The sequence below is a fragment of the Mesorhizobium sp. M1A.F.Ca.IN.022.06.1.1 genome, assembly GCF_003952605.1.
Lineage (GTDB): Bacteria > Pseudomonadota > Alphaproteobacteria > Rhizobiales > Rhizobiaceae > Mesorhizobium.
Map to the genome: position 1 here is coordinate 1586147 of NZ_CP034455.1, position 24425 is coordinate 1610571.

Here is a 24425-nt window from a genome sequence, read left to right on the forward strand (position 1 = left end):
GCTGGAGCCGCTATGCAAACCAGGGAAGTGCCTTATTTCAGCCAGTGGGAATCGCCCGGCATGACTCTGCCGCTGTTGGCGGAGGGACCATCGGCTCTGCACCGCGACCCGCTGTGGCGCAATTCCGGCGCCGAAACGATTGAGGATTATGCACGCTGGGCCGTGAATGTCTGCGGCATGGCCTGCCTGAAGATGATCCTTGCCGCGCGCGGCGAAATTCATCCGACGCTTGAGCTCGCCCGCGCCTGCACGGCCTATGGCGGCTATGTCGTCAATGAAGGCCACGGTACGATCAAGGGGCTGATCTACGAGCCCTTCGTCCGGTTCGTGCGCGAACGTTTCGGCCTGCTCGCCGAGACGATGACGAATGTCGATGCGGCCACGGTGCCCGGTCTGCTTTGCAAGTGGCGCTACTTCATCGCCTCGGTTCATCCAGGCATCCGCTGGCCCGAGCGCGAGCCGCCGTCGAAAGGCGGGCATCTGGTACTGGTGACGGCCGCCTCGCCAGGCGAAATCCGCTTCCACAACCCTTCGGGACACGTCAGGCAGAGCCAGGCGGACGTCACGCTACCGCTCGCCAGTTTCGACCGCTTTTTCGCCCGGCGCGGCATCGCCGTCGGTTTCTGATCCTTGAGCATTGTGGAGATGTCGATGGCCGAAAAAAGACTGCGTATTGGTGTGCTCTTTGGCGGGCGGTCCGCCGAGCATGACGTGTCGGTGCTTTCGGCGAACAATGTCATGGGCGCGCTGGAGCCGGGGAAGTACGATGCCGTTCCGATCTTCGTCACCCGCGAAGGGCAATGGCTGCTCAGCCGCTTCGAGGACGGCGCGCTGGCGACACCGTCGAACGGAGCGGAGGTCTGTCTGGTGCCCGGCGGGCATGGCCGAATGCTGGCCGTTCCGGCCGAAGGGCCGCCTTACGAGTTGCCCGCGATCGACATTCTGTTTCCCGTCCTGCACGGTCTCCATGGCGAGGACGGCGCCGCGCAAGGACTGGCGGAGGTGGCGCGCGTGCCGCTTGCCGGCTGCGGCATTCTCGGTTCGGCCTCGGCGCTCGACAAGGATATCGCCAAGCGGTTACTGAAGGCGGCCGGCCTGCCCACGGCACGGTCCAGCACCATCCTGCCCGAGGCCGCGCCTGGCTTCGCGGAGATCGAGCAGGCGCTCGGACTCCCGGTCTTCATCAAGCCGGCCCGCCAGGGCTCTTCCGTCGGCGTCAGCAAGGTCTCCGACGAAACGGGCTATCAGGCAGCGCTCGCCGAAGGCTTCAGGCACGACGGCAAGCTGCTGGCGGAGGAATTCATCCGCGGCCGCGAGATCGAATGCAGCGTGCTTGAGGACACGGAAGGTGGCCTCTTCGTCTCCCGTCCCGGCGAGATCGTGCCGTCCGAAAGCCACGGCTTCTACAGCTATGACGCCAAATATATCGATAAGGATGGAGCAGCACTTAAGGTGCCCGCCGAACTGCCCGAGACGATCGAAGGCGAGATCCGCGAGACGGCGGCGAAGGCGTTTCGCGCGCTGGGTTGCGACGCGATGGCGCGCGTCGACTTCTTCGTGAGACCGGACATGACGTTCCTGATCAACGAGCTCAACACCATTCCGGGCTTCACCGACATCAGCATGTACGCCAAGGCAATGGCGGCAAGCGACATCAGCTACCCGGAAGTCATCGACCGGCTGGTGGCGCATGGGCTGGCGCGTGCCGCCCGATCTACCTGAGCGACTCCGGCAATAAAAAGAGCGGCCCGAGAGCCGCTCTTCTGCCTTCGGGCGCGTGGCCTACTTCGCGTTGGGGTTCGGCATCCAGGCCGGCATGGCGACATCGGCATGGGCGAACTGCGGCAGCTTGGCCGACAGGTCTTCCATGTTCTTGATGTCCTTGTCGATAAGTTCCTTCTGGGTGATCAGCGTCGGCGGCACGATGACGTTGTGGCCGGGATCCTCGCCGGCGAGCAGCTGCGCCAGCGCGCGCACCGAGACCTGGCCGACGACTGCCGGGTTGGTGGCGGCGGTGGCGGCCCAGGCGCTGTCCGGCTCGCGCATCGCGGCGATGTCGGACGTCGATATGTCGGCTGAGTAGATCTTGATGCCCTTGTTCAGGCCGGCTTCGTCGACGGCGATCTTCACCCCCTTGGCGAACTCGTCGTAAGGCGCGAACATCACCTTGATATCGGGATGCGCCTGCAGCACCGAGCGCGCCTGGTTGGCGACGGAATTGGCGATCGGATTGTCGAGCGTGCCGAACATGGCGACCTCGCTGATGCCGGAATGTTTCTTCTTCACGTCGACCCAGGTTTCGTTGCGGCGGTCGAGCGGGGCGATGCCGGCGACATAGACATAGCCGGCTTTCCAGGCGTCGCCATTGTCCTTGACCGCCTGTTCGAGCGCGAGGCGCGCGAGATCGCGGTCGGACTGCTCGATCTGCGGGATCTTCGGGTTCTCGACATTGACGTCGAAGGCGACGACCTTGATGCCCGCGTCGACGGCGCGCTGGGCGGCGTCCTTCATCGATTCCGTCAGGCCGTGCTGGATGATGATGCCCTGCACGCCGAGCGCGATCGCCTGGTCGACCATGTCGGCCTGGAGCGCTGCGTCCTGGCGGCTGTCCAGCACGCGCAGATCGACGCCGAGCGCGTTGGCCTGCGCCTCGACGCCGGAGAGATAGGCCTGGAAGAAGTCACCGGTGGAGAGATAGCGCACCAGCGCGATCTTGACGCCCGGCTTGTCGAATGGCGCCGGACGGTCCGCCGCCAATGCTGTGCCCTGCATGAGCAGCGCCGCGCCCGCGAGGCCGAGTGCGGCCTTCCCTAAAAGTCTCCTTGTGATGCTCACTTCGTCTTCCTCCGTTTTGTTCTCAATGCCCCGGTCGAAACTATCTCTTGCCCCTGCCGGAAAGGGCGAAGGTGAAGACAAGGGCGACGACGAGAACCGCGCCCTTGACGAAATCCTGCGTGTAGTAAGGGGCGTTCATCATCGTCAGGCCCTGCAGCAGGACGCCGACGAACACCGCGCCGACGGCCGTGCCGAAAGCGTTCGGCTTGGCGGCGCCGAGCACCGCGTAGCCGATAAGCGCCGCCGCTACTGCGTCGAGCAGCAAATTATTACCCGAGGCGATATCGCCGCGTCCAAGCCGGGCAGCGAGCAAAATCCCGCCGATCGAGGCAAAAACTCCCGAAATGACATAGGCCCAGATCTTGTATGCCTTGACAGGCGCGCCGGCCAGTTCGGCGGCGCGTTCGTTGCTGCCGACGGCATACATCATGCGGCCGAAGCGGGTGTATTCGAGGAAGAACCAGATGAGCGCGGCGAGCACGATGAGCACCACCACCGAGACCGGGATCAGGTTCGGAATGAAGAAGTCGATGCGGTGGCGGCCGAGCGCCAGGAAGGCTTCCGAGAACTTGCCGTTGGCGACCGAGCCGTCGGGCATCGTCATGCCGGTGGCGATCGAGCGGCCTTCGGTCGGAATGCGTTGCAGGCCGAGCAGCAGGAACATCATGCCGAGCGTCGCGAGCAGATCCGGCACGCGCATGTAGACGATGAGCCAGCCATTGATGAGGCCGACGACCGCGCCGATCACGAGGCAGGCGATGACGGCGACGACGGCGTTCTGCTCCAGCACAACCATGGCATAGGAAGCCGCCATCATGGCGCTGGTGGCGACCGAGCCAATCGACAGATCGAAGCCGCCGACGACAAGTGTCGCGGTGACGCCGAGTGCCAGCACGCCGGTGATCGCGACCGACTGGAAGATGAAGACGGCGCTTTGCGGCGAGGCGAAGCCGTCGGCGGCGATCGCGAAATAGGCGATCAGCCCGACCAGCAGGATGATGAAACCATAGCGGATGGCATAGTCGCGCAATGTCATCGAACGCCCCCGCGCTGCTGCCCTCTCCGCCAAACTGGAACTCATGCCTGCACTCCAAGTCTCGTCATCCATACGATCTCACGCCGCGCTGGTGAGCGGCCCGCCGGCCACCTCAGCCAGCAGCCGATCGAGATCGATGTCATCGTTCCTGTGCTCGCCGACGATCGCGTGCTCCGACATCACCAGGATGCGGTCGGCAGTCTCCAGGGCCTCGTCGATCTCGGTGACGAAGAGCAGTGTGGCGCGGCCGTCGGCGCTCGCCCTGAGCTTGGTTGCGATGTCGCGCCGAGCCGAGATATCGACGCCCTGGAACGGCTCGTCGAGGATGAACAGGCGCGAGGCCTGCGACATCCAGCGCGCCACCATCACCTTCTGCTGGTTGCCGCCCGAAAGCGCGGAAAGCTCGTCCTTCTCGGAGCGGCAGACGATGCCGAGCTCGTCGATCTGGCGGCGTGCGGCAGCCCGTTCTGCCCGCTTCTTCATGACACCGAAGCCGGACATGCGCTTGAGAAACGGCAGGCTGATGTTGCGTTCGATGTTGAAGCCGCCGACGATGCCGCTCATCGCGCGGTCCTTGGCCACAAGGAAGGCACCGGCAGCGATCGCCTCGCGCGCGGATCCCGGTGCGTAGGGCTTGCCGTCCATATGCATGGTGCCGGCGAGCGGCCTGCGCACGCCGAACAAAGTTTCGGCGAGCGCCGTCTTGCCGACGCCGACCAGGCCGGTGATCGCCACCACCTCCCCGGCGCCGAGCGTCATCGAAATCGGTCTGGCGCCGGGCGCCAGCTGCAGGCCTTGGGCGGTGAAGACCGCGCGCGCCGAGCTTCTGGCAATGACTCGGTCGAGCAGGATCTTGCGGCCGAGCATGGCATTGACCGCGCCCTCATAGTCGAGCGGCTTCCGGTCGAACACGCCGGAGACGACGCCGTCACGGATCGAGACGATGCGGTCTGCCAAGCGCCTGATGTCGGACATGCGATGCGAGATATAGAGGATCGCGACACCCTGCCCGCGCAGCCTGTCGATCAGCGCAAACAGCCGGTCGGCCTCGGCGCTCGACAGCGAGGAGGTCGGCTCGTCGAGGATCAGCACTTTCGGCTGGTGCGCCATGGCGCGGGCAATTGCGACCATCTGACGATCGGCGAGCGAGAGGTCCGCGACTCGTGCCTTAAGATCGAGCGTAAGCCCCATGCGGTCGGCTACGGCCCTGGCTTCGACGCGGACATTGGCGGGCTTGAACAGCAGCGATGCACCCTTGCCGCTCAGCCGGTCGAGGGTCAGGTTGGTGGCGACGTCGAGATCGGCGACAACGCCGTCATTGATGTTCTGATGAACGGTGACGACGCCGGCGCGGATCGCTTCTGCCGGCGAGCCGGGATCGAAGGCCTGGCCGGCGAGCCGCATCGTGCCGCCGCCGCGCGCGCAGACGCCGCTAACGATCTTGACCAGGGTGGATTTGCCGGCGCCGTTGGCGCCCATCAGCACGGTGACCTCGCCCGCGTAGAGATCCAGCGCGATGCCGCCAAGCACCTCGTTCTGGCCGAAGGATTTCCTCAGGCCGTCCACACGGAACACGGCATCTGCGCCCATTCGTTCCTCCCTGATCCATGACGCTATGGGCTCACTCGGCAATTGTCAACACGATTGACAATTGCCAGAGCCCTCCCTAGCTTGGCCCGGCCGCCGTGGCTCCGTTATCGTGGGACACCACGCGCAGGAGGGAGAGGATGACCGGGAAGTTCGAAGCATTGTCGGTGGAGACGCTGCCGCAGCGGCTCGGCGAGACCACGGCGCTTACCGAGCGCATTGGCAAGGACGCCGGCCACTGGAAAGTACGCGAGGTCGGCGACGGCAATCTGAACCTCGTTTTCATCGTCGAGGGCGACCAGGGCGCGGCGGTGGTCAAGCAGGCGCTGCCCTATGTGCGCCTGGTCGGCGACAGCTGGCCGCTGCCTTTGAAGCGCGCTTTCTTCGAGTATCACGCGCTGACGAGGCAACAGCGCCGAGCGCCAGGCTCGGTGCCGGCGATCTATTATTTCGACGAGGACCAGGCGCTTATTGTCATGGAGTATCTGGCGCCGCCCTACATTATCCTGCGTCGCGCGCTGATCGACGGCCGCGAGCTGCCGAACATTGCGCGCGACATCGGCCTGTTCATGGCCCGCACGCTGTTCCGCGGCTCGGACCTCTCAATGCCGACAAAAGAGCGCAAGGCCGATCTCGCGCTGTTCGCCGACAATGTCGAGCTCTGCGACATCACCGAGAACCTGGTGTTCTCCGATCCCTATTTCGACGCCGAGATGAACCGGCACACCAGCCCGCAGCTCGACCGCCTGGTGGCCGAATTGCGCGCCGACCGCGACCTCAAGGTCGAGGCGCAGCGGCTGAAGCACCTATTCGCCGCCAATGCCGAAACACTGCTGCATGGCGACCTGCATTCCGGTTCGATCATGGTGACCGACACCGAGACCCGGATGATCGATCCGGAATTCGCCTTCTACGGCCCGATCGCCTTCGACGTCGGCATGCTGCTCGCCAATTTCTGGATGGCCTTCTTCTCGCAGCGGGGCCATGAGCAGAAAGGTAGCCGGGATTCGATGCGCGCCTACCTGCTTAAGGTCACGGCCGAGAGCTGGGCGGTGTTCCGCGCCGAGTTTTCGCATTTGTGGCGAACCGAGCGCACCGGCATCCTCTACCAGAAGAGCCTGTTCGAGGATCAGGGCGACCTGCTCGGTTCCGAACAGGCGCTCGACCACATGCTTTCCGGCATCTGGACCGACCTGCTCGGCTTCGCCGGCATCGAGGTGCACCGACGTATCCTCGGTCTCGCCCACAATGCCGATTTCGAGACCATTGCCGACGCAGACCTTCGCGCCAAATGTGAAGCAAAGGCGCTGCGCTTCGGCCGCCACATCGCCGTGAACCGGCGTCAGATCCACAGCATCGACGAGGTCAACGCATTGGCCGCGCTGGTCGAACAGGAGAAGAGCCTTTGAACGTCGGCGAACGCCACTATCGTACAATTTGGCTCAGCGACGACAAACGCTCGGTCGAGATCATCGACCAGCGCTGGCTGCCGCATGAGTTTCGCGTCGAGACGATCGGAACGGTTCCCGGCATCGCCACCGCGATCCGCGACATGTGGGTGCGCGGCGCGCCGCTGATCGGCGTCACCGCCGCCTACGGCGTCGCCATCCAGATGACCGACGATCCCTCGGACGAAGCGCTCGACGCGGCGTGGGAGACGCTGCACAAAACGCGACCGACGGCGATCAACCTGCGCTGGGCGCTGGACGAGATGCGGCGTTTTCTGAAGCCGCTGGCGCCGGGAGAGCGCGCCGAGGCCGCCTACCGGCGCGCCGCCGAGATCGCAGACGAGGATGTCGGGCTCAATCGCGCCATCGGCGAGAACGGGCTTGCCATCATCAAGGAGATCGCGGCGAAAAAGAAGCCTGGCGAGGCGGTCAACATTCTCACCCATTGCAATGCCGGTTGGCTGGCGACGGTCGACTACGGCACCGCCACGGCGCCAATCTATCTGGCGACGGAAGCCGGCATTCCGGTCCACGTCTATGTCGACGAGACCAGGCCGCGCAACCAGGGCGCCCAGCTGACCGCCTGGGAAATGGCCGGCCACGGCGTGCCGCACACGCTGATCGTCGATAACGCCGGCGGGCATCTGATGCAGCATGGCGACATCGACATGGTGATCGTCGGCACCGACCGCACGACGGCCAATGGCGACGTCTGCAACAAGATCGGCACCTATCTCAAGGCTTTAGCCGCCGCCGACAACGACGTCCCTTTCTATGTCGCGCTCCCCTCGCCCACCATCGACTGGACGGTCGCCGACGGGCTTGCGGAAATCCCGATCGAGGAGCGCGCGAGTGACGAGGTTTCGCTGGTGTGGGGTAGGACGGCCGACGGCAAGGTCGCGCAGGTGCGCGTCTCGCCCGACGCAACGCCGGCGGCAAACCCCGCCTTCGACGTGACGCCGGCTCGGCTGGTGACAGGGCTGATCACCGAGCGCGGCGTGGCGAAGGCTTCGCGCGAGGCGCTGAAGGCAATGTTTCCCGAGCGCAGCTAATCTTCGCCCGGTGCTCTCGGCCGTGCTCACGCCGCACAACTATCATGAGAGCGCCGAGCACCGCCGCTTCTCCCACGAGCATTTTTTGGTGAAGGGCAAGGAAGCGGCGAAGGCCTGCGTCGAAATCCTTGCCGCGCGCGAGCGGATCGCTGCTTAGACTCGACTCGGGCCGGATTTCAGCCCTGCAACAAGAATTGCGGCCGAAAGGGCTTCAAAAGGTTGCGGTAGGTCAGAAATCCGGCCAGAAGCAACGGGGCCGCCCGCCCGGGCCGGCCTTTTCAAACACGGGCTCGAACCAGATACGGGAGACTATTCGTTGGCTCGCATCACACTGAGACAATTGCTCGACCATGCCGCCGAACAAGGCTATGGCGTGCCTGCCTTCAACATGAACAACATGGAACAGGGCCTCGCCATCATGGAGGCGGCCGAGGAGACCAAGTCGCCGGTCATCCTCCAGGCGAGCCGCGGGGCGCGCGCCTACGCCAACGATGTGGTGCTGGCCAAGCTGATCGACGCGCTGGTCGAGATTCACCCCGACATTCCGGTCTGCATGCATCTCGACCACGGCAACAACGAAGCGACCTGCGTCACCGCGATCCAGTACGGCTTCACCTCGGTGATGATGGACGGTTCGCTGAAGGAAGACGGCAAGTCGCCGGCCGACTACGCCTATAATTCAGGCATCACGCGCCGCGTCGTCGATATGGCGCATTGGGGCGGTGTCTCGGTGGAAGGCGAGATCGGCGTGCTCGGCTCGCTGGAGAGCGGCGGCGGCGAGCAGGAGGACGGCCACGGCGTCGAAGGCGCCATCAGCCACGATCAGTTGCTTACAGACCCGGTGCAAGCCGAGCAGTTCGTGCGCGACACCCATGTCGATGCGCTGGCGGTGGCCATGGGCACCAGCCACGGCGCCTACAAATTCTCGCGCAAGCCGGATGGCGCGGTGCTGGCGATGAACGTGATCGAGGAGATCCATCGCCGCCTGCCCAACATGCATCTGGTCATGCACGGCTCGTCATCGGTGCCGGAGGAGCTGCAGGAGATCATCAACAAATATGGCGGCCAGATGAAGCCGACCTGGGGCGTGCCGGTGGAAGAGATCCAGCGCGGCATCAAGCACGGCGTGCGCAAGATCAACATCGACACCGACAACCGCATGGCTCTGACCGGCGCGATCCGCAAAGTGCTGACCGAGAACCCTTCCGAGTTCGATCCGCGCAAATATCTGACGCCGGCCATGGCGGCGATGAAGAAGCTCTGCAAGGAACGCTTCGAGCAGTTCGGCACAGCCGGCAACGCGCCGAAGATCAAGCCGATCCCGTTGTCGGAAATGGCCAAGCGTTACAAGGCCGGCAGCCTTGACCCGAAGTTCGGCTGAGCCACCTCCTCCCGCGACCGGGTTCCAGCCGGTCGCGGGAGCACGCCCGCCCTCCCACGGCACCAGGCCCGCGGAACCTCACGTCATCGGCATTGGCCAAGGAACCATCCATGGCCGAGCTTAGTTGAACTGTCCTGACGCAATGGAGGGTGCGCCGACCGGCGTCGCCGACGGGAAATGCTCGAGCCGCTCTGCTGCGACATGCCGCTTCATCCGACATGGCCGGATCTCGTTGCGCGGCTGTTGCTGACGCTGGTCGCGGGCTTCCTCATCGGCTTGAATCGCGAAGCGCGCGGCCATTCCGCCGGCCTGCGGACGACCATCCTGGTCGGCCTCGCGGCGTGCGTCGCCATGGTCCAGGCCAACATGCTGCTCGACGTTGCCGGTAAGGGACCGGACTCATTCGTGCGCATGGATGTGCTGCGCTTTGCGCTCGGCGTGCTCACCGGCGTCGGCTTCATCGGCGGCGGCGCCATCCTCAGACGCGGCGATCTCGTCACCGGGGTGACCACCGCCGCCACCATGTGGATCATGACGATGATCGGGCTGGCCTTCGGCGGCGGCCAGTTCGGCCTCGGCGCGATTGCTACAGTATTGACGCTGGTGACGCTGCAGGCCCTGAAATGGGTCGACCTCAAGATCCCGCGCGACCATAAGGCGATCCTTGCGGTCGCATGGCCGAAGACAGCCCCGCCCGACCTCCAGGAGATCGTACGGCCGCTCGGATACGATGCCCGCTTCGTTGGCATGGAGCACGACGCCGACCGCGACCGCTTCGTGTTTTCCTTCCAAGTCAAATGGCGGCAGCCAGATGCAGTCGAGCCGTCAACTGAGGTGCTGGCGCTGGTCGGCCTACACTGCGAGATCGAGCGGTTTGAATTGATCAGCGAGAAAGCGCCCTGATCAGCGTCAGAAGGGTGGCGAACCTATTCGGCTGCGCTTGGCGTTTCCGAATCCGGGCGAACAAGCTTGATGTCCGCTCCCGCCGCCCAGGCGCCGATGTCCTCCCGGCGCAGCGCCGCCGCCATCATGTCGGGAAAGTGGTCCGGCGTGCAGGCGAAGACCGGGACGCCCAACGCCGCGACCGAGCCGGCCATGGAGGAGTCGTAGCCGGGACGGCCCTGGTCGGTGAGCGCCAGGAGCACAACGACATTGACGCCCGACCGCACCAGCGCAGCCAGCCGACGAAGCAGTTCCTGACCGTTGCCGCCTTCGTAGAGGTCTGTGATGAGGACGAAATGCGCCTTGGTCGGCCGCTCGATGCGCTCGGCGCAATAAGCGACCGCCTGGTTGATGTCGGTTCCGCCGCCGAGCTGGACGCCGAACAGCACCTCGACCGGATCGCTGAGCTCGTCGGTCAGATCGACGATCGCGGTGTCAAAGCAGACCAGCTTGGTGCGCACGACCGGCAAGGAGGCCATCACGGCCGCGAAGATCGAGGCGTAGATGACCGAACTTGCCATCGAGCCGGACTGATCGACGCAGAGCGTCACTTCGTCGAGGTCGACCAGCCGACGCTGGCGGCGCATGAAGCCGACGAGCTTTTCCGGCACCACGGTCTTGTGGTCTGGCTGGTAGTGGCGAAGGTTCGCCGCGATAGTGCGCGGCCAGTCGATGTCGCGCTGCCGCGGCCTGTTGGTGCGCCTTGAACGGTCGAGCGCGCCGCGGATCGCCTCGGCGGTTTTCTGCTCGAGACGCTGCATCAGCTTGGCGACGATGTCGGAAATGATCGAGCGGGCAATGTCCTTGGTCTTTTCCGGCATCGCCGAGCGCAACGAGACCAGATCGGCAACGAGATTGACGTCGGCCTCGATCGCCTTGAGGAATTCCGGCTCCATCAGCATCTGCTTCAGGTTCAGGCGCTCGAAGGCGTCCTTCTGCACGACCTGGACCACCTGCTCGGGGAAGAAAGAGCGGATATCGCCCATCCATTGCGCGACGCGCGGCGCCGAACGGCCAAGCCCGCCGCGCCGCTTGCGCGGATCGCCGGCGTCGCCGCTGCCGTCGCCGTAGAGCGCATCGAGGGCTGCCGAAAGCCGCCGGTCCTCCTGCGACAGCGCCGAGGAGGACTCATCGTCGGCGCCGATCGCCAGGCGCCAACGGCGCTCCCGCGTCCCTTCGATCGGATGAAGATCGGGTCCGACCGTTTCATCATCCATGGTTGGGCTCCCCCGTAAGCAGCTTGCCGAGGAGACCAAAATGCCGGCGCCAGGCCTCGCCGCCATCGGTGCCGGCGTCAGTCCGGCGGGCAGGCTCGCCCTGCGGCCGAGCACGGCCTCGATCAGGCGGCGGCGCTCCATGCTGTCGAGATTGGAAAATACGCGGCGCAGCAAAGGCAGATGCGCAACGAAGGCGTCCTCGTCGAGCGATGCCAGCCAGGAATCGACAGCGCCGCGCAGCCCCTCGTCATAGATCAGCCTCTGGCCGGCGCCGCTGAAGAAGCCTTCGAAAAAGGCGGCGGCATCGATGACCGGCGTTCCGGGCGACAGCCGCTTTGCCAAAAGGCCGGCCGTGGCCTCGGCCGAGAGGTGCCCGGCCTCGTAGAGCAGATGTGCGGCGCAGCCAGCAACGAGCGCCGTCGAGCGCGATGAATCGAGCACGGCCGCAAGGCCGTTCCGCCAGGCATCCAGGACATGCTCGTCCGGTTCGACCAGCCTGATCGCCTCGTCGGCCTTGCTCAGCGCCGCCATCAGCGCTGCGGCGGCCTGCGCGTCGAGATCGCGCGCGGCGTAAGGCAGCGCGATCGCGCCTTCGATGACCAACCGCTCCAAGAGGCCGGCAAGGCGCTGCGTCTCGGTTTTGCGCGCTTCGCCATAGCGGATGATGTCGGCAAGTGGGGGCACCGACGCAAGGAGCTCCAGGCATTCGCTGCTATGCGCCGCCTTCTCCTCGAGCGCGGCGAGGCCGGCCGCGGACGCCTCGCTCAAGGCGGCGGTGATCGCGCTTTGCACCAGCGTGGCCAGAGCATCGAGCGTCGAAGCGGCGCCGATCATCTGGACAAGCCGTCCGTTGGCGGCCTTCTCGATGGTCGGTCCGTAAATCAGGTTTTCGACCAGGCGCACGGCGTATTCCGGCTGCCAGGCCAGCAGCCAGCGCTCGCGGAACGTGCCGCGGCTGCGGCCGACATCCGTCAGCCTGCCCCAGTTCACGCCGAGCACGTTCAGCCGGTGCAGAAGCGTCGACCGAAAGAGACCGCTCTCGCTGCGCAGGTCGATGGAGAGCTCGCGCTCCAGTGCTTCAGGCTTGAGCCGCGCGGCCTTCTGGTTGCGCTGCAAATCATCGATCAGCGGCGCGAGCGGCGTGTCGGCTGGAATCTCGCCGACATCGGCGCCGAGCAGCAGCTCGGCCTCGACCATCTTCCACAGCAAGGCCTCGCCGTTGAAGAGCGCCGCGATCGAGGCCTCACGCAGTTCCTCGAAACCCGGTTTCGGGCGCTCGCGTATGGCGGCAAGCGCCCGCGCCAGACGCTCCGCCTCGATCAGCGAGGCGGTCGAAATTATATGGCCCTTGGCCCTGAGAACCGAAGCGATCCGCGCGAGCCACAGCACCGAAGCGTCATCCTGCCCGCGCGTCTGCCACAGGTGCTTGCTCCAGCCCGGCGCGACGACACCGGCGCCATAGTCATAACCCAGCGCCAGCCGCGGTCCGGTCCATGGCGCGAAGGTCATCGTGGTCTTGCGCCGGCCGATGCCCTTGAGCAGTGCCTGGTCGCTCTTTTGCGTATGCGCAGCTTGCAGGGCGGGCACATGCCACGCGCCGCAGACGACGGCCAGCGGCCCGTCGATTTCTTTGCGCGCAGCGGCGATCTCCAGCCGCATATGCGCCTCGCGCATGGCCTCGAATTTGCCAATGGACGTCTCGCCGTCGCGCAGCGTCGTCATCGCGTCGGCGATGGCAGCAAAGATCGGCCCGGGTGCGGGATTCTGCTCAATGATATCGGACCACCAGCTTTCGCCGTCCTCATAGCCGGCGGCGCGCGCTAAAGTGCCGATCGGATCAAGGATCCGTGAGCTTGCTTCGCTCTGCTCTTCGGTGGCCTCCGGTTCGTCCGCATCGGCGTCGGTCGAACCCTCGGGCCCGTGCTCGGCAAGCCGCGCGGCGGACGGCAAGTCGATGAAACGCAGCGCCGCCTTGTTGGCGACAGCCCACAGCGCCGCCTGATATTCGGGAGAGAATTCGGCGAAGGGCCAGAAGCGCGTCGCGGCGGGATCGTCCTCGGGGTAGCAAAGCAGTGCCACCGGCGGCTTCATGTCCGGGCTGGCAAGCAGGGGCAGCAAGGGCGAGGCATCCACCGGCCCCTCGATCAGCACGGCGGCCGGCTGCAATTCCTGCAACGCTCTAACCAGGCTCGCGGCGGAGCCCGGCCCATGATGGCGAATGCCGAAATAGCTGATGCCGCCTTGCGTCATGGCTCAGATGGCCGCGTTGAGCGCCGCGTAATAACCGGCGTAGTCCGGCCGCTTCTTCAGCACCGTCTCCAAATATTCCTCAAGCACGACCTTGTCCTGGACCGGGTCCTTGACGATGGCGCCGACCAGGCTTGGCGCCAGGCCTTCGGCGTGGAGCTTGCCGCCGTCGAACCAGGCCGCCTGGCTGAGGCCGCTGATCATCGTGGCGATCGCCTCGGCGGTGGAGAGCGAGCCCGACGGCGTCTTCAGCGTCACCTTGCCGTCGGCGGTCGCGCCGGAGCGCAGCTCGCGGAAGATGGTCAGCACGCGCGCGATCTCCTCGCCGACATTTTTCGGCACCGGCAGGTCCAGTCCGCCGGCCATCTCGCCGACGCGCCGGGACACGATCGAGACCTCTTCCGCCATGTCCTCCGGCAGCGGCAGCACCACGACATTGAAACGGCGCTTCAGCGCCGAGGAGAGTTCGTTGACGCCCTTGTCGCGATTGTTCGCGGTGGCGATGATGTTGAAACCGCGCTGCGCGTAAATAGAGGTGTTCAGCTCCGGCACCGGCATCATTTTTTCGGACAGCACGGTGATCAGCGTGTCCTGCACGTCGGAGCCCATTCGCGTCAGTTCCTCCAGGCGGCAGAGCTTGCCTTCCTGCATGGCGCGGTAGAGCGGCGTCGGCACCAGCGCCTCCTGGCTCGGCCCCTTTGCCAAGAGCTGCGCATAGTTCCAGCCGTAGCGGATCTGATTCTCATCGGTGCCGGCCGTGCATTGCACGATCAGCGTCGAGTTTCCCATGATGGCGCCGGCGAGATGTTCCGAGACCCAGGATTTTGCCGTTCCCGGCACGCCGAGCAGGAGCAGCGCCCGGTCGGTCGCGAGCGTCGCCACCGCGGTTTCCATCAATTGCCGACGTCCGACATATTTCGGGGTGATAAGCGTGCCGTCGCCCGCCTTGCCACCCATCAGGTAAGTGAGGACGGCCTTGGGCGACAGGCTCCAGCCGGCAGGCTTCTGGCGGTCGTCGTCGCGCGCGAGCGCCTGCAGTTCGGAGGCATAGACCTGCTCGGCCGGAAGGCGGATGGCTGCGTTCATGCGATCTTCTCCGGGTTCATCATCTCTCGGATTGCGAAGGGTTTCCGGCCAGCGCCGCATTGAGCCGCAGCAGGCCGAGGGATGGGGAAGCGGGCGACAGGCCGGCGGCGATCACCTCGTCGATCAATTTTTCCGCCGCCTCCGGATTGGCCAGAAAGCCCAGGGTCTCGAGATATTGCTCGGCGCTTCGTTTCATGACGTCGTTGTCACCCGAGACGGCGGAACGCAGCGCTGGAATCGTCTGTCCTTTTGCGAGGTCGCTCCATGCCAGCCAGCCCGCTTCCGCGCCTTCGACCAGGTTGAGCGCGGCCAGATTTTGCCCATCATCGAGGATCTGCCTGATCAGGACACGCTTCCTGTCGTTGTCCAAACGCGACATGAGCTGGAGGACGAGAAGCGCCAGCCTGCCGCCGGCGGCGGCAAGCAAATCCGCCAAACAGGCGACCGCCGCATCGCTGCCGGACACCGCGGTCATTCGAACGAGAAAGAGATCGGCACCCTCATCGACGCCGAACTGCCATGCGCCAATGAAATCGGGCTCAGTCTTGCCGAATTGGGCGACGAGATCGCCGAAGTAACAGGACGCGAACAGGTCGGCGCGACGCGACTTTTGCGCAGGCGACTTGGGTTTTATCGGCGTGTAGGTGGTGCGGCGGCGGATGAATCCGGATTTGCCTTCCTCAATGAAAGCGGCGAGCTCGGCTATCGGATCTTTCGACGCGCCATCCGCTGGATCGCTACGTTCACCCAACCTTGCCAGGAGCCGGCCGGCCGTTTCGCGCACCTTGCCTGAGCGATCGGCGGACAGGCTCTTTAGAAATGGAATGTCATCGGCACTCAAGCCGAAGCGCATCAGCTCCACGAGCGCAAGCCTGACCTCCGCCGGCTCGCTCGCTCCCTTGGTCTCAATCAACGTCCGCGCCAAGACAGGCATGGTGCGCCGTAATTCGACCAAAGCTGTACGGCGCGCCGCAGGATAAAAATCATCCCAGGTTTCAGCGGTGAGTTGTCCTCGTCGAGACTGCCTGTCGCCATCCGCGCCTGCTTGCCAGTCGACCCAGGGAGCATAGATATCTGGGCTTTCCTGATCCGACGCAGCAGGCATCCAATCCATCGGATGCAGCACGAAGCCTCGGCTGGCGACGAGTGTGGCCACGCGGGTCTTGAGCCTCGCATCAGCGGCGTATTTCAATGCGGCACGCAGCAACGGTCGCAGCCAATCAGGAAGCATCGGCAGCGCGAGCATCGGCAGCGGCGGACGGCGTTTCAAGGTTTTGGGCGCCGCCGGCCGAAGCGCGACATCCAGCGCCTGCGCGGCGATCGCCAAGAGCCGACGTTCCTGCTCGTCCGAGCTGGAGGCAGCCGCGAACTCCTTCCATTCGGCGGGCGCCAATTCGAAAGCGGCGCCGCCCGAAATCCAGTTGTCGCGAAGCCTCGCCAGCCCTGCCTGCTCGAGCTCGTTCATGAGAGATTGAGCCTCCCGATGCTGCTTTGTGAGGCCAGAAGCTCGAGCCTGGCGCCGTTCCACAGCGCTGCCGTGACTGTCAGATCGAGGCCAAGCAAGGTCTGGTTGACGGAGCCGGCGACAGGCAGGGCGATGCCATGCGAATCGTTCGCCGCCTGCCACCAGGCGCCATCCTTCTCGTCCAGCGCGATCGCGCCCGCCGGCAGGAGGATCGGACAGTCGGACAGCCACGGCGCGCCGTCCTGGAAAGCTGCATAGGCGGCCAGCGGATCGCCGGCAGCGTTCGGAGCAAAATCGGGCCAATTGCCGGGCGACGCATCGCCCAGGCGTTCTGCGACCAGTGCGCGAAGCGGAATTCGGGATGGATAGAACACCAGCCTCGCCTTGAAGCGATCCCCCGGCGCGAAGGCGCCGGAGCGGCGCCCGGCCGAGGCCGGGAAGAAGTCCAGGAGGACGGCAAATCTTGGGATTGGGCTTTTCAGATCGAGCAGCCAGGTCGCGTGGCTGACCAGGCCGTCGCGACGGGCCTCGATCTTCTCACCCAGCACCTCCCAGTCGCTCTCGACCTTGACGGCATCCGGATTGGCAAGGATCTGGTCGCGGGTTTCGGATGTCGAGACCAGGCGCTTCAGCTCGGCATCGTCGGGCGCGGCACGCCAGGCCTTGGCGAGCAGCACCAGCTTACCCAGCTCTCGGATAGCGGCGTCCGGCCGCTCTTCGCTGCGCAGCGCCATCAGTTTCGCGGGCAGCTCGTCGATACGCCCGGCCAAAGCGGTCGCCTTGAGATCTACAAGCCGCGCCGCGATGCGGCGGCAGCGCTCGCTGCTGGCGTCGACAAAACCGGCAAGGCCGAGCCGAAGCTGGTCGGCAACCCACTGATCCAATTCGTCGAGCGCTGCCGACACAGCACTTCGCGTGTCCTCGGCGCGCTTGCGCTGCGCCGCCTCGCGGCGTTCGGCGGCCGCGGCGTCTTCTACGGCAGCGCTTTGCTCGGGCCGCAACGCCTCGTCGATGCTTTTGTTTTCCGCGCTTGCCGGCGCCGGCGTCGGCGGCTGGCCCGGCTTGCGGCGCCGCCCGAGCCAGTCATTGACCCATTCCGGCGTCTGGTCGACCCGATCGAAGCTGGCGGGCGCGGTGGCGCCGATCCACATCAGCCCCAGTATGTGCTTGCACGGAAATTTTCGCGATGGACAGGTGCATTTGTAGCCGTGGTCGCGGGTATCGAATGCGACGCGGTAGGGATTCGATCCCGAGCCCTGACATTCGCCCCAGATGAGGCCCAGCTGTTCGTTTGTCTCGAGGCGGGGCCAGTTCGACCGCTTGGTCAGCTTGGCGGCGGCGCCGAGCGAAGCCTGGTCGGGCGCGAGCGCCTCGATTGTTTTCAAATCCAGCTGCAAGCCGCTCCCTCATGACCCCCGAAGCATGATGTCGCGACGATAGATACCTGTTTGCGGCGCGCTGGTGTAGCTCCAGCCGCTGAAAAGTTGGCGCCCTGTCTAACGTTACGTTGCCCTGTTCATCGTCAGGCGCGCGAACCCACCAGGACGGCGTGCACAGCATAAGCGCGGCGATCCTCGGCGCTGACGGCCAGCCGATCGGCACGCTGTCGATCGCCTCCCCTGTCTCGCGCGTCGACGATGCGGTCGCGGCCGCCCAGGGCGAGGCGGCGATCAGGGCGGCGCGGCTCATCTCGGCGCGGCTGACCGGCGAGGCATGACTTATCTCCCCCGTTGCGACGAAGATGGCTAGGTGCTGCCGACGCCGTCCCGATGGCAGCTGGCGTCATCATCTGCCTCCTCCACCAGTCGCTTCGCGTTCCGCAACCGGCGGATTTCGCGGCCGAATTCCTCACCGTCAAACAGCGTCCTGGTAAAATTCGATCGGCAGTCCATCGGGATCGGCGATGAAGGTAAACAGTCGTCCCGTGTAGGGATCTGTTCGGATGGGCTCCACCTCGACGTCTCGCGACCGAAGCAGCTCGGCTGTCGCCTCGACCGAGGCGACCGAGAATGCAATATGCCTTAATCCACAGGCCTCGGGCCTGCTGGGCCGGCTTGGCGGATCAGGGAAACTGAACAGTTCGATCTGGATGGGACCGTGACGCAAATCGCACTTCCAAGACTGCCTTTCGGGGCGCCAGTTTTCGGCCAGAACGACGAAACCGAGCTTGTTCGTGTAGAACTGCTTGGAGGTCTCATAGTCACTGGAGATGATTGCGACATGATGGACAGCCAGGAGCATTAGATTGGCCTCGCGTAAGCGTCGATAACGGCGACCCAGCACAGTCGCATCGGGTATACCTTGGCGCAACCAGGCGCCGACACCGGCCGTGCCGGCTTGGGCGAGCGTCTCCACAAAGTCCGGCCACCCTCCCCTCAAGCGGGAGGGTTATCCGAGCGCTATCCACGCCGTCTTGAGGTCGGTGTACTTCTCGATCGCGTGCAGCGACTTGTCTCTGCCGAAGCCGGACTGCTTGAAGCCGCCGAGCGGTACCGTGATGTCGGCGCCGCCATAGGTGTTGACGTGGACGACGCCGGCATTGATGGCGCGCACCATGCGATGCGCGGTCGAACGCTTCGAGGTGCACACGGCAGAAGCAAGACCATAGACGGTGGCGTTGGCAAAGCGCACCGTCTCTTCCTCGCTTTCGAAGCGCATGACGCCGAGCACCGGCATGCACAATGTGATGTTCGGCCGCGTCGTCGACATCCGCCATGGCAGCGACGAGGCGGCGCTGCTCTATGTCGGGCGCAACTACATGCAGCCCAGCGCACTGGGAGTTTCGGTGGCTAGTCGGTCAGTCTGGCGCTGACTCCGACTCGATCAGGCTTTCCAGCATGTCCAGCAGGCGCTCGTACTGCTCGGCGCCGTAACGCTTCTCGATGGCGTCGTAGATGGCGGTGCGCTCGGGCGCCAGCTCCTCGATCAGCGCCACGCCGGCCGGGCTGATGGCGAGCAGAGCGCGGCGGCCGTCATCCTTGACCTTGTTGCGGGTGATGAATTCGCGCTCGTCCAGTGCTTTGATCATGCGGGTGAGACTGGGCGGCAGGATCGAGGCGCGGTTAGCGAGCTCGGTCGCTTCCAGCGGACCGGTCTCGGCAAGCACGCGCAGCACGCGCCATTGCTGCTCGGTGATGTCGTGGCGAGCAAGCATCGGACGAAAATGCGCCATGATCACTTCGCGGGCGCGAAGCAGAGCCATGGGCAGGGAAGGGCGGGTGCTGGGCGGCAGCAGAGTCAACTCTCCGAAAGTTCCAGTCCAGTACGACTCGCAACAGAAATTAACGCTCGGATCGCAGCTATATCCGCGATTTCTCCGAGAGCGGCAATCCCGTCCCCGACGACCCAGTCGACATGGAGACCAAGCACTTGACATTCGGTCGCCAAGCCCTTGCCCCACATGGGGATCGAATATTCGGCGAATCTCGACGCGAAGTTCGAGATGAGCGAGCTTTGCGCGCTCGTTCACGCATCATCCTCGAGACGCGGCCTGTTCGAGCCCGGCGCCGCGCGGGTGCGCGCCTTCCGTGCAGATCCCTATGCGATCGCGGACCGGCTCCCCGAGAACGGCTTCATCGACATGGATTTCCGCATCGGCAGGGGCCGCAGCGCGGAGGAGAAGAAGCGGACCGGCGAGGCGATCTTCACGGGGGTCATCGCGCGCGTTCTATGTCGACACGCTCGGCCTGCAGGTGAGCGACGAGACCAGCGACGCGATCTATCTGCGCGCGCTTGAGGAGCGCGGCCACCCCAGCCCGCGCGAGGCAGACCTGCGCTGAATCGGCGCCATCGTGTCGCGCAACGGCGAGGTGGAGGAGACGGGGCTCGGCGCCGGCGTGCTCGGTCATCCGGCCAAGGGCATTGTGTGGCTCGCCAACCGGCTTCACCAATACGGCATGCAAATCGAGGCCGGACAGGTGGTGCTGTCGGGCTCCTTCATCCGGCCGGTCGAATGCCGGCATGGCGATCGGATCGTCTCGGATTTCGGGCCCTTTGGTGCGATCCGCATCGCTTTCGCCTGACCGGCCGCGCGAATTTGCAAGCGGCGCGCTGCCCCAAAGAAAAAGGCCGGGCGCGAAAGCGGCCCGGCCAAGAAATGAAGGTCATAACCTTCAGAGGGGAACATTCGCCCGGCGCAATGGGAGGAAAACACCGAGCGATGGCCTCTATTTGGGGCGGTTGCGGTATATTTTCCACGAACTGAATTCCAAAAACTGGCCGAAAGGCGAAAAAATATCGCGCGGGCAGCGGCAAAGCTCAGCCGGCCGCCGCTGCCTTTTCCAGAAGATCGGCATAGTGCTGCCGGGCCACGTCGGGATGCGACCTCAGACGGCTCTTCAGCACATTGGTTCCGACGTTGCGGAAGAGCGGATTGTCGGGATCGCTGGCCGGCCCGCGCGCCTCAGCCGCCAGTTCCTGTGGAAGGTCGAGCAGCGGGATGGTCGCGTCGAGCCGGGCGCTGAAGAAGAACGGCACCGAAATCCGCTCGACGCCTGGCGGCGGTGTGACGACGCGGTGCACGGTTGCTCTCAGATACCCGTTCGAAGCGAGTTCGAGCAGTTCGCCGATGTTGACCACGAGCGTTTGCGGAATCGGATCCACATTCACCCAGCTGCCATCATATTCGACCTGCAGCCCCTTGTTCTCGTCCTGCAGCAGAAGGGTGAGGAAACCGCCATCCTTATGCGCGCCGACGCCCTGGTCGTCACCGGTGGCGTCGCGGCCTGGGTAGCGCACGATCTTCATGCGGTGGTTGGGCTCGCTGCCATAGATCGGGTCGAAGGCGTCCTCCGGCTGATCGAGTGACAGCGCGAAGGCCTTGAGCAGCCGGATGGCTACCTCCGTCGCCTTGGTCTGCCAGGCAAGCAGCGCCGGCTTCAGTTCGGGCAAGGCAGCCGGCCACTGGTTCGGACCTTGCAGCCGGGTCCAGGCCGGCACGCTCGGCCCTTGCGAAATGGTCGCGCGCTCGACGCCGATGTCGAGCTGCTCGCGCCAGTCGGCCTTGCCCCTGGTCAGCTCGCCGGCGGCACGCGTGTAGCCGCGAAATTGCGGCGACTTCACCATCTCGATGGCCAGCTTGTCGGCCTCCGACAAGGCAAAGAAGCGCCGCGCGGCATCGAGCACCGCGTCGATGTCCGGCTGCGTTATGCCGTGGCTGCTGAGATAGAAGAAGCCGACATCGCGAGCGGCGGTGCGCAGATCAAACAAGAAGGTCCGCAGTTCCGACTCGCCCTGCTCCAGTCGGTCGAGATCGAGCACCGGGATTATTCTGGCCATGGACAGCTTCCTCTTGGCGGCAACTCTCTGTTTTTCGCAAGTCCGGACGGAAAACCGATGCGCACTTTCCTGGAATTGCTCGAGCAACCCCGCCGCACGATGACATGCGCGTCATTGCAGGTGAAGAAACGCGCCAACCAATCTCGTTGCAAACGGAGCAAGCCGCCGCTCAATTCCCGGGTTTTCGCGGCAAATTGCGTTCATTCGACTTCCGCTTCTCGCGTTTCGCCTATCCGCGATGATCCAGCCACGCGACCAGCCGGTCACACCACTGGATGCCGCAGACCAGCACGATCAGCACCACCACCGCCGCAACCATGACGCGGTCTCGCGTCGGGGCGCGTTATTGCACGGTTCGTGGAATGGATCGTCAGAACGTCTCGACCCAGGGCCTCAGCTCGACCTCGAAGCTCCAGGCGCTGCGATGCTGGCGGTGGACTGCGAGATAGGTCTCGGCGATCGCGTCCGGCGAGAGGCGGCGATCCGGCCGGTCTGGCTCGGCCGCCTGCCCGGGCGGCTCGATCTGGCCGTCGATGATGAAATGCGCGACATGGATGTTCTTCGGACCTAGCTCGCGCGCCATCGACTGCGCCAGCCCGCGCAGCCCGAATTTCGGCATGGCGAAGCCGGCCGAGCCGGAGAAGCCCTTGAGACTCGCAGTGGCGCCGGTGAACAGGATCGAGCCGGAGCCGCGCGCAACAAGCCGGCGCGCCGCCTGCTGGCCGACGAGGAAGCCGCCATATGCGCCGACGAGCAGGGCCTGCTTGACCGCCTCCGGATCGAGCTCGGCGATCGGGCCGCGCGTGCGGCCGCTGGCGTTGAAGACGGCAATTTCGAGGGAGCCGGCCTTGTCGGCCGCCTCGAACAGCCGCGCGACGGAGGCGGCATCCGACACGTCCGTCTCCACCGCCTGCGCACCCGTCTCCTGAACCAGCGCGGAGAGCTTGTCGACATTGCGGGCGGCCAGCACGACGCGAAAACCTTGCTTGCCGAGGAGCCGCGCCAGCGAAGCGCTGAGGCCAGCTCCAGCGCCGGCGATCACTGCGACATTGGCGGCCATGTCGTTCCTCCTGCGAGTACGCGTTGTTCAGTTGAGGTCGATAATCGCACAAGCTCGCTCCTTCGGCGGCAAGAGGCAAGGACTAGGTTGCTCCGTTTTGGCAGTGCGACACAAAGGCGGTGCACGGTGAGAGGTCCCGGCGCATCCGAAAGACTTGCCTGTCGCGCCGATCCGTCCGACACGTGGTCCAGCGGCGATTCGAGGAACGACCATGGAACCAATCTGGGCCGTCGGCCTGATGACCGGTACGGTGCTTGACGGCAATATCGACGTGGCGCTGATTAAAACCGACGGCGAGCGCATCGCCGACACCGGCACATACACACTGGCCCCCTACCCGCAATCGATCCGCACCCTGCTCGAAGAGACCCTGCGCCAAGCACGCGTCTGGAATTTCGAGGGGCCGGAGCCGACGATTTTTCGCGAGGCGGAGGAGGCGCTGACGCGCGCGCAGTCGGCGGCGGTCAGGGATTTGGTCGAAAGCCAGGGCATGACGATGGCCGATATCGGCGTCGTCGGCTTCCACGGCCAGACGGTGCTGCATCGCGCCCCGCAGCCGCGACGAATCGGCCGCACGCGCCAGCTCGGCGACGGCGAGCTGATGGCCGCCCTGCTTGGCACCAAAGTCGCCTATGACTTCCGCACGGCCGATGTGGCGGCCGGCGGACAAGGCGCGCCGCTCGCTGCCGCGTATCATGCGGCGCTGCTCAAAGAGGCCGACGCCAGCGGCGACACCGCGGTGCTCAATCTGGGCGGCGTCGGCAACATCACCTGGTGGGACGGCAAAGACAACATCGTCGCCTTCGACACCGGGCCGGCCAATGCGCCGGTCAACGATTTCATCAAGGCGAAGGGCCTCGGCGAGATGGATCGCGACGGCAGACTGGCTGCCGCGGGTACGGTCGACGAGGCAAGGCTAGAGCGGCTGCTGCAGCATCCGTATCTGACGAAGCCTTACCCAAAATCGCTTGACCGCTTCGACTTCACCGCGGCCATGGCCGACGGGCTCGGCGCGGAGGACGGCGCGGCGACGCTGACGGCTTTCACCGTCTCGGCGGTCGGCAAGGCGCTCGATCTGTTGCCGCGCCGGCCAAGACGACTGGCGGTCAGCGGCGGCGGCCGCCGCAACCCGACCATGATGGCGATGCTCGGCCAGCGCGCCGGCGTCGAAGTGGTGCAAGCCGAGACGCTCGGCTGGAAGGGCGACGCGGTCGAAGCGGAATGCTTCGCGTTCCTCGCGGTGCGCGTGCTGCGCGGCCTGCCGATCAGCTTTCCGAGCACCACCGGGGTGCCGCAGCCGATGCGCGGTGGAAAGCTCGCGGGTTAAGACAACTTCTTCTGCAGGAAGATGCGGCTGCGGCCGACCGGAAAATCGGCGAGCGTGCCGAACGGCTGGTAGCCCTGGCGCTGATAGACCTTGGCCGCGGCCGGATTGAAAGTGTCGATCCACGCGGCCTGGCAGCCGCGCGCCAGCGCTTCCCGTTCGGCTGCGTCCAGCATGCTCGCGGCGATGTGCCGGCCACGCCAGGTTTCGTCGACCCAGAGCCATTGCACATAGCGCCAGCCCCAGGCGGTGTAACCGGAAATGCCGGCGACGATCGCGCCGGCGTCGTCGCGAACGAAGACGGCGAGCGTCTTCCGGCCCGAGGCACCGACATCGCTGTCGTTGAAGGCGGTCAAGCCCTCGCCGACACGGGCGAGATCCTGCGGCAAGGGCTCGGCGGTGATCTCGAGCGTCATCTTCATGGTGGCTCCGGTGCGGTTCGGAAGCCAGCCTTAGCCAAGGAGCGAA

21 protein-coding genes and 6 pseudogenes are annotated in these 24425 nt (G+C 65.2%); 12 read left to right on the plus strand and 15 right to left on the minus strand.

Annotated features, from left to right (window positions below; genetic code table 11):
* The first annotated feature begins 12 nt into the window (after positions 1-12).
* Positions 13-627, plus strand: a complete 615-nt coding sequence (locus tag EJ078_RS07840; protein ID WP_127216823.1) for a hypothetical protein — start codon at positions 13-15, stop codon at positions 625-627.
* A gap of 18 nt (positions 628-645) precedes the next feature.
* On the plus strand, positions 646-1722 hold the full coding sequence (locus EJ078_RS07845) for a D-alanine--D-alanine ligase family protein (protein ID WP_127216822.1): 1077 nt from the start codon (positions 646-648) through the stop codon (positions 1720-1722).
* A 60-nt stretch (positions 1723-1782) separates the two neighbouring features.
* Here EJ078_RS07845 and EJ078_RS07850 read toward each other — a convergent pair whose 3' ends face one another.
* The 3 genes from EJ078_RS07850 to EJ078_RS07860 all read right to left on the minus strand — a co-directional run bounded on the left by EJ078_RS07850 (position 1783) and on the right by EJ078_RS07860 (position 5461).
* Complete coding sequence (locus EJ078_RS07850; RefSeq protein WP_067327739.1) at positions 1783-2835, minus strand: substrate-binding domain-containing protein; 1053 nt, start codon at positions 2833-2835, stop codon at positions 1783-1785.
* 40 nt (positions 2836-2875) lie between these two features.
* A complete protein-coding gene (locus EJ078_RS07855) occupies positions 2876-3871 on the minus strand; it encodes an ABC transporter permease (RefSeq protein ID WP_067327737.1) in 996 nt (331 codons plus the stop codon).
* 78 nt (positions 3872-3949) lie between these two features.
* The gene (locus tag EJ078_RS07860; RefSeq protein WP_127403865.1) at positions 3950-5461 is read right to left on the minus strand and encodes a sugar ABC transporter ATP-binding protein; all 1512 of its coding nucleotides are present in this window, start codon (positions 5459-5461) and stop codon (positions 3950-3952) included.
* 137 nt (positions 5462-5598) lie between these two features.
* Here EJ078_RS07860 and mtnK point away from each other — a divergent pair, with 137 nt between their 5' ends.
* The 5 genes and pseudogenes from mtnK (at position 5599) to EJ078_RS07885 (ending at position 10242) form a co-directional block, all read left to right on the plus strand.
* The gene (gene mtnK / locus EJ078_RS07865) at positions 5599-6867 is read left to right on the plus strand and encodes an S-methyl-5-thioribose kinase (protein WP_095823874.1); all 1269 of its coding nucleotides are present in this window, start codon (positions 5599-5601) and stop codon (positions 6865-6867) included.
* Positions 6864-7958 carry an S-methyl-5-thioribose-1-phosphate isomerase gene (mtnA, locus tag EJ078_RS07870; RefSeq protein ID WP_127214206.1) on the plus strand — a complete coding sequence of 365 codons (1095 nt, stop codon included), beginning with the start codon at positions 6864-6866 and terminating at the stop codon, positions 7956-7958. The genes mtnK and mtnA overlap by 4 nt, the downstream gene beginning before the upstream one ends.
* Positions 7959-7965: 7 nt before the next feature.
* Positions 7966-8115 (plus strand): annotated as a pseudogene (locus tag EJ078_RS07875) (6,7-dimethyl-8-ribityllumazine synthase); the annotation flags it as partial.
* A 159-nt stretch (positions 8116-8274) separates the two neighbouring features.
* Entirely contained in the window at positions 8275-9339 is a 1065-nt protein-coding gene (gene fba / locus EJ078_RS07880) for a class II fructose-bisphosphate aldolase (protein WP_067327727.1), read from the plus strand.
* Between the two features lie 177 nt (positions 9340-9516).
* Positions 9517-10242, plus strand: coding sequence for an MgtC/SapB family protein (locus tag EJ078_RS07885; protein WP_127214204.1), 726 nt, complete (start codon positions 9517-9519; stop codon positions 10240-10242).
* Between the two features lie 23 nt (positions 10243-10265).
* Here EJ078_RS07885 and EJ078_RS07890 read toward each other — a convergent pair whose 3' ends face one another.
* From EJ078_RS07890 to EJ078_RS07910, 5 genes and pseudogenes are all read right to left on the minus strand, one after another.
* The gene (locus tag EJ078_RS07890) at positions 10266-11498 is read right to left on the minus strand and encodes a VWA domain-containing protein (protein WP_127214202.1); all 1233 of its coding nucleotides are present in this window, start codon (positions 11496-11498) and stop codon (positions 10266-10268) included.
* Positions 11499-11660: 162 nt separating this feature from the next.
* Positions 11661-13748 (minus strand): annotated as a pseudogene (locus tag EJ078_RS07895) (DUF5682 family protein); the annotation flags it as partial.
* Positions 13749-13751: 3 nt separating this feature from the next.
* Entirely contained in the window at positions 13752-14831 is a 1080-nt protein-coding gene (locus EJ078_RS07900) for an AAA family ATPase (RefSeq protein ID WP_095800970.1), read from the minus strand.
* 19 nt (positions 14832-14850) lie between these two features.
* On the minus strand, positions 14851-16296 hold the full coding sequence (locus tag EJ078_RS07905) for a DUF5691 domain-containing protein (protein WP_127214198.1): 1446 nt from the start codon (positions 16294-16296) through the stop codon (positions 14851-14853).
* Positions 16293-17681, minus strand: a complete 1389-nt coding sequence (locus EJ078_RS07910) for an SWIM zinc finger family protein (protein ID WP_245456889.1) — start codon at positions 17679-17681, stop codon at positions 16293-16295. The genes EJ078_RS07905 and EJ078_RS07910 overlap by 4 nt, the downstream gene beginning before the upstream one ends.
* 164 nt (positions 17682-17845) lie before the next feature.
* Between EJ078_RS07910 and EJ078_RS07915 the strand changes: the two genes are divergently transcribed.
* Positions 17846-18013 carry an IclR family transcriptional regulator C-terminal domain-containing protein gene (locus tag EJ078_RS07915; RefSeq protein ID WP_164750371.1) on the plus strand — a complete coding sequence of 56 codons (168 nt, stop codon included), beginning with the start codon at positions 17846-17848 and terminating at the stop codon, positions 18011-18013.
* Positions 18014-18150: 137 nt separating this feature from the next.
* On the opposite strand, the gene EJ078_RS07920 is transcribed toward EJ078_RS07915, so the two are convergent.
* Together EJ078_RS07920 and EJ078_RS07925 are read right to left on the minus strand one after the other, a co-directional pair.
* The gene (locus EJ078_RS07920; protein WP_245456887.1) at positions 18151-18651 is read right to left on the minus strand and encodes a VOC family protein; all 501 of its coding nucleotides are present in this window, start codon (positions 18649-18651) and stop codon (positions 18151-18153) included.
* A gap of 33 nt (positions 18652-18684) precedes the next feature.
* Positions 18685-18969 (minus strand): annotated as a pseudogene (locus tag EJ078_RS07925) (aldehyde dehydrogenase family protein); the annotation flags it as partial.
* Between EJ078_RS07925 and EJ078_RS07930 the strand changes: the two are divergent.
* Complete coding sequence (locus EJ078_RS07930) at positions 18953-19108, plus strand: hypothetical protein (RefSeq protein ID WP_156751111.1); 156 nt, start codon at positions 18953-18955, stop codon at positions 19106-19108. The pseudogene EJ078_RS07925 and the gene EJ078_RS07930 sit on opposite strands and share 17 nt — an antisense overlap.
* On the opposite strand, the gene hpaR is transcribed toward EJ078_RS07930, so the two are convergent.
* Positions 19094-19498, minus strand: coding sequence for a homoprotocatechuate degradation operon regulator HpaR (hpaR, locus tag EJ078_RS07935; RefSeq protein ID WP_095800975.1), 405 nt, complete (start codon positions 19496-19498; stop codon positions 19094-19096). The genes EJ078_RS07930 and hpaR overlap by 15 nt on opposite strands.
* Before the next feature lie 189 nt (positions 19499-19687).
* On the opposite strand from hpaR, the pseudogene EJ078_RS07940 reads away from it, so the two are divergent.
* Positions 19688-19942 (plus strand): annotated as a pseudogene (locus tag EJ078_RS07940) (5-carboxymethyl-2-hydroxymuconate isomerase); the annotation flags it as partial.
* Between the two features lie 115 nt (positions 19943-20057).
* Positions 20058-20318 (plus strand): annotated as a pseudogene (locus EJ078_RS07945) (2-oxo-hepta-3-ene-1,7-dioic acid hydratase); the annotation flags it as partial.
* Between the two features lie 235 nt (positions 20319-20553).
* Here the strand turns inward: EJ078_RS07945 and EJ078_RS07950 are convergent.
* From EJ078_RS07950 to EJ078_RS07960, 3 genes and pseudogenes are all read right to left on the minus strand, one after another.
* On the minus strand, positions 20554-21573 hold the full coding sequence (locus tag EJ078_RS07950; protein ID WP_127214192.1) for an isopenicillin N synthase family oxygenase: 1020 nt from the start codon (positions 21571-21573) through the stop codon (positions 20554-20556).
* Between the two features lie 229 nt (positions 21574-21802).
* Positions 21803-21895, minus strand: a pseudogene (locus tag EJ078_RS07955) (ABC transporter permease); the annotation flags it as partial.
* 48 nt (positions 21896-21943) lie between these two features.
* On the minus strand, positions 21944-22633 hold the full coding sequence (locus EJ078_RS07960; protein ID WP_066988999.1) for an SDR family NAD(P)-dependent oxidoreductase: 690 nt from the start codon (positions 22631-22633) through the stop codon (positions 21944-21946).
* 211 nt (positions 22634-22844) lie between these two features.
* Between EJ078_RS07960 and EJ078_RS07965 the strand changes: the two genes are divergently transcribed.
* A complete protein-coding gene (locus EJ078_RS07965; RefSeq protein WP_095800978.1) occupies positions 22845-23960 on the plus strand; it encodes an anhydro-N-acetylmuramic acid kinase in 1116 nt (371 codons plus the stop codon).
* Here the strand turns inward: EJ078_RS07965 and EJ078_RS07970 are convergent.
* The gene (locus EJ078_RS07970; protein ID WP_127214190.1) at positions 23957-24379 is read right to left on the minus strand and encodes a GNAT family N-acetyltransferase; all 423 of its coding nucleotides are present in this window, start codon (positions 24377-24379) and stop codon (positions 23957-23959) included. The genes EJ078_RS07965 and EJ078_RS07970 overlap by 4 nt on opposite strands.
* Positions 24380-24425 lie beyond the last annotated feature (46 nt).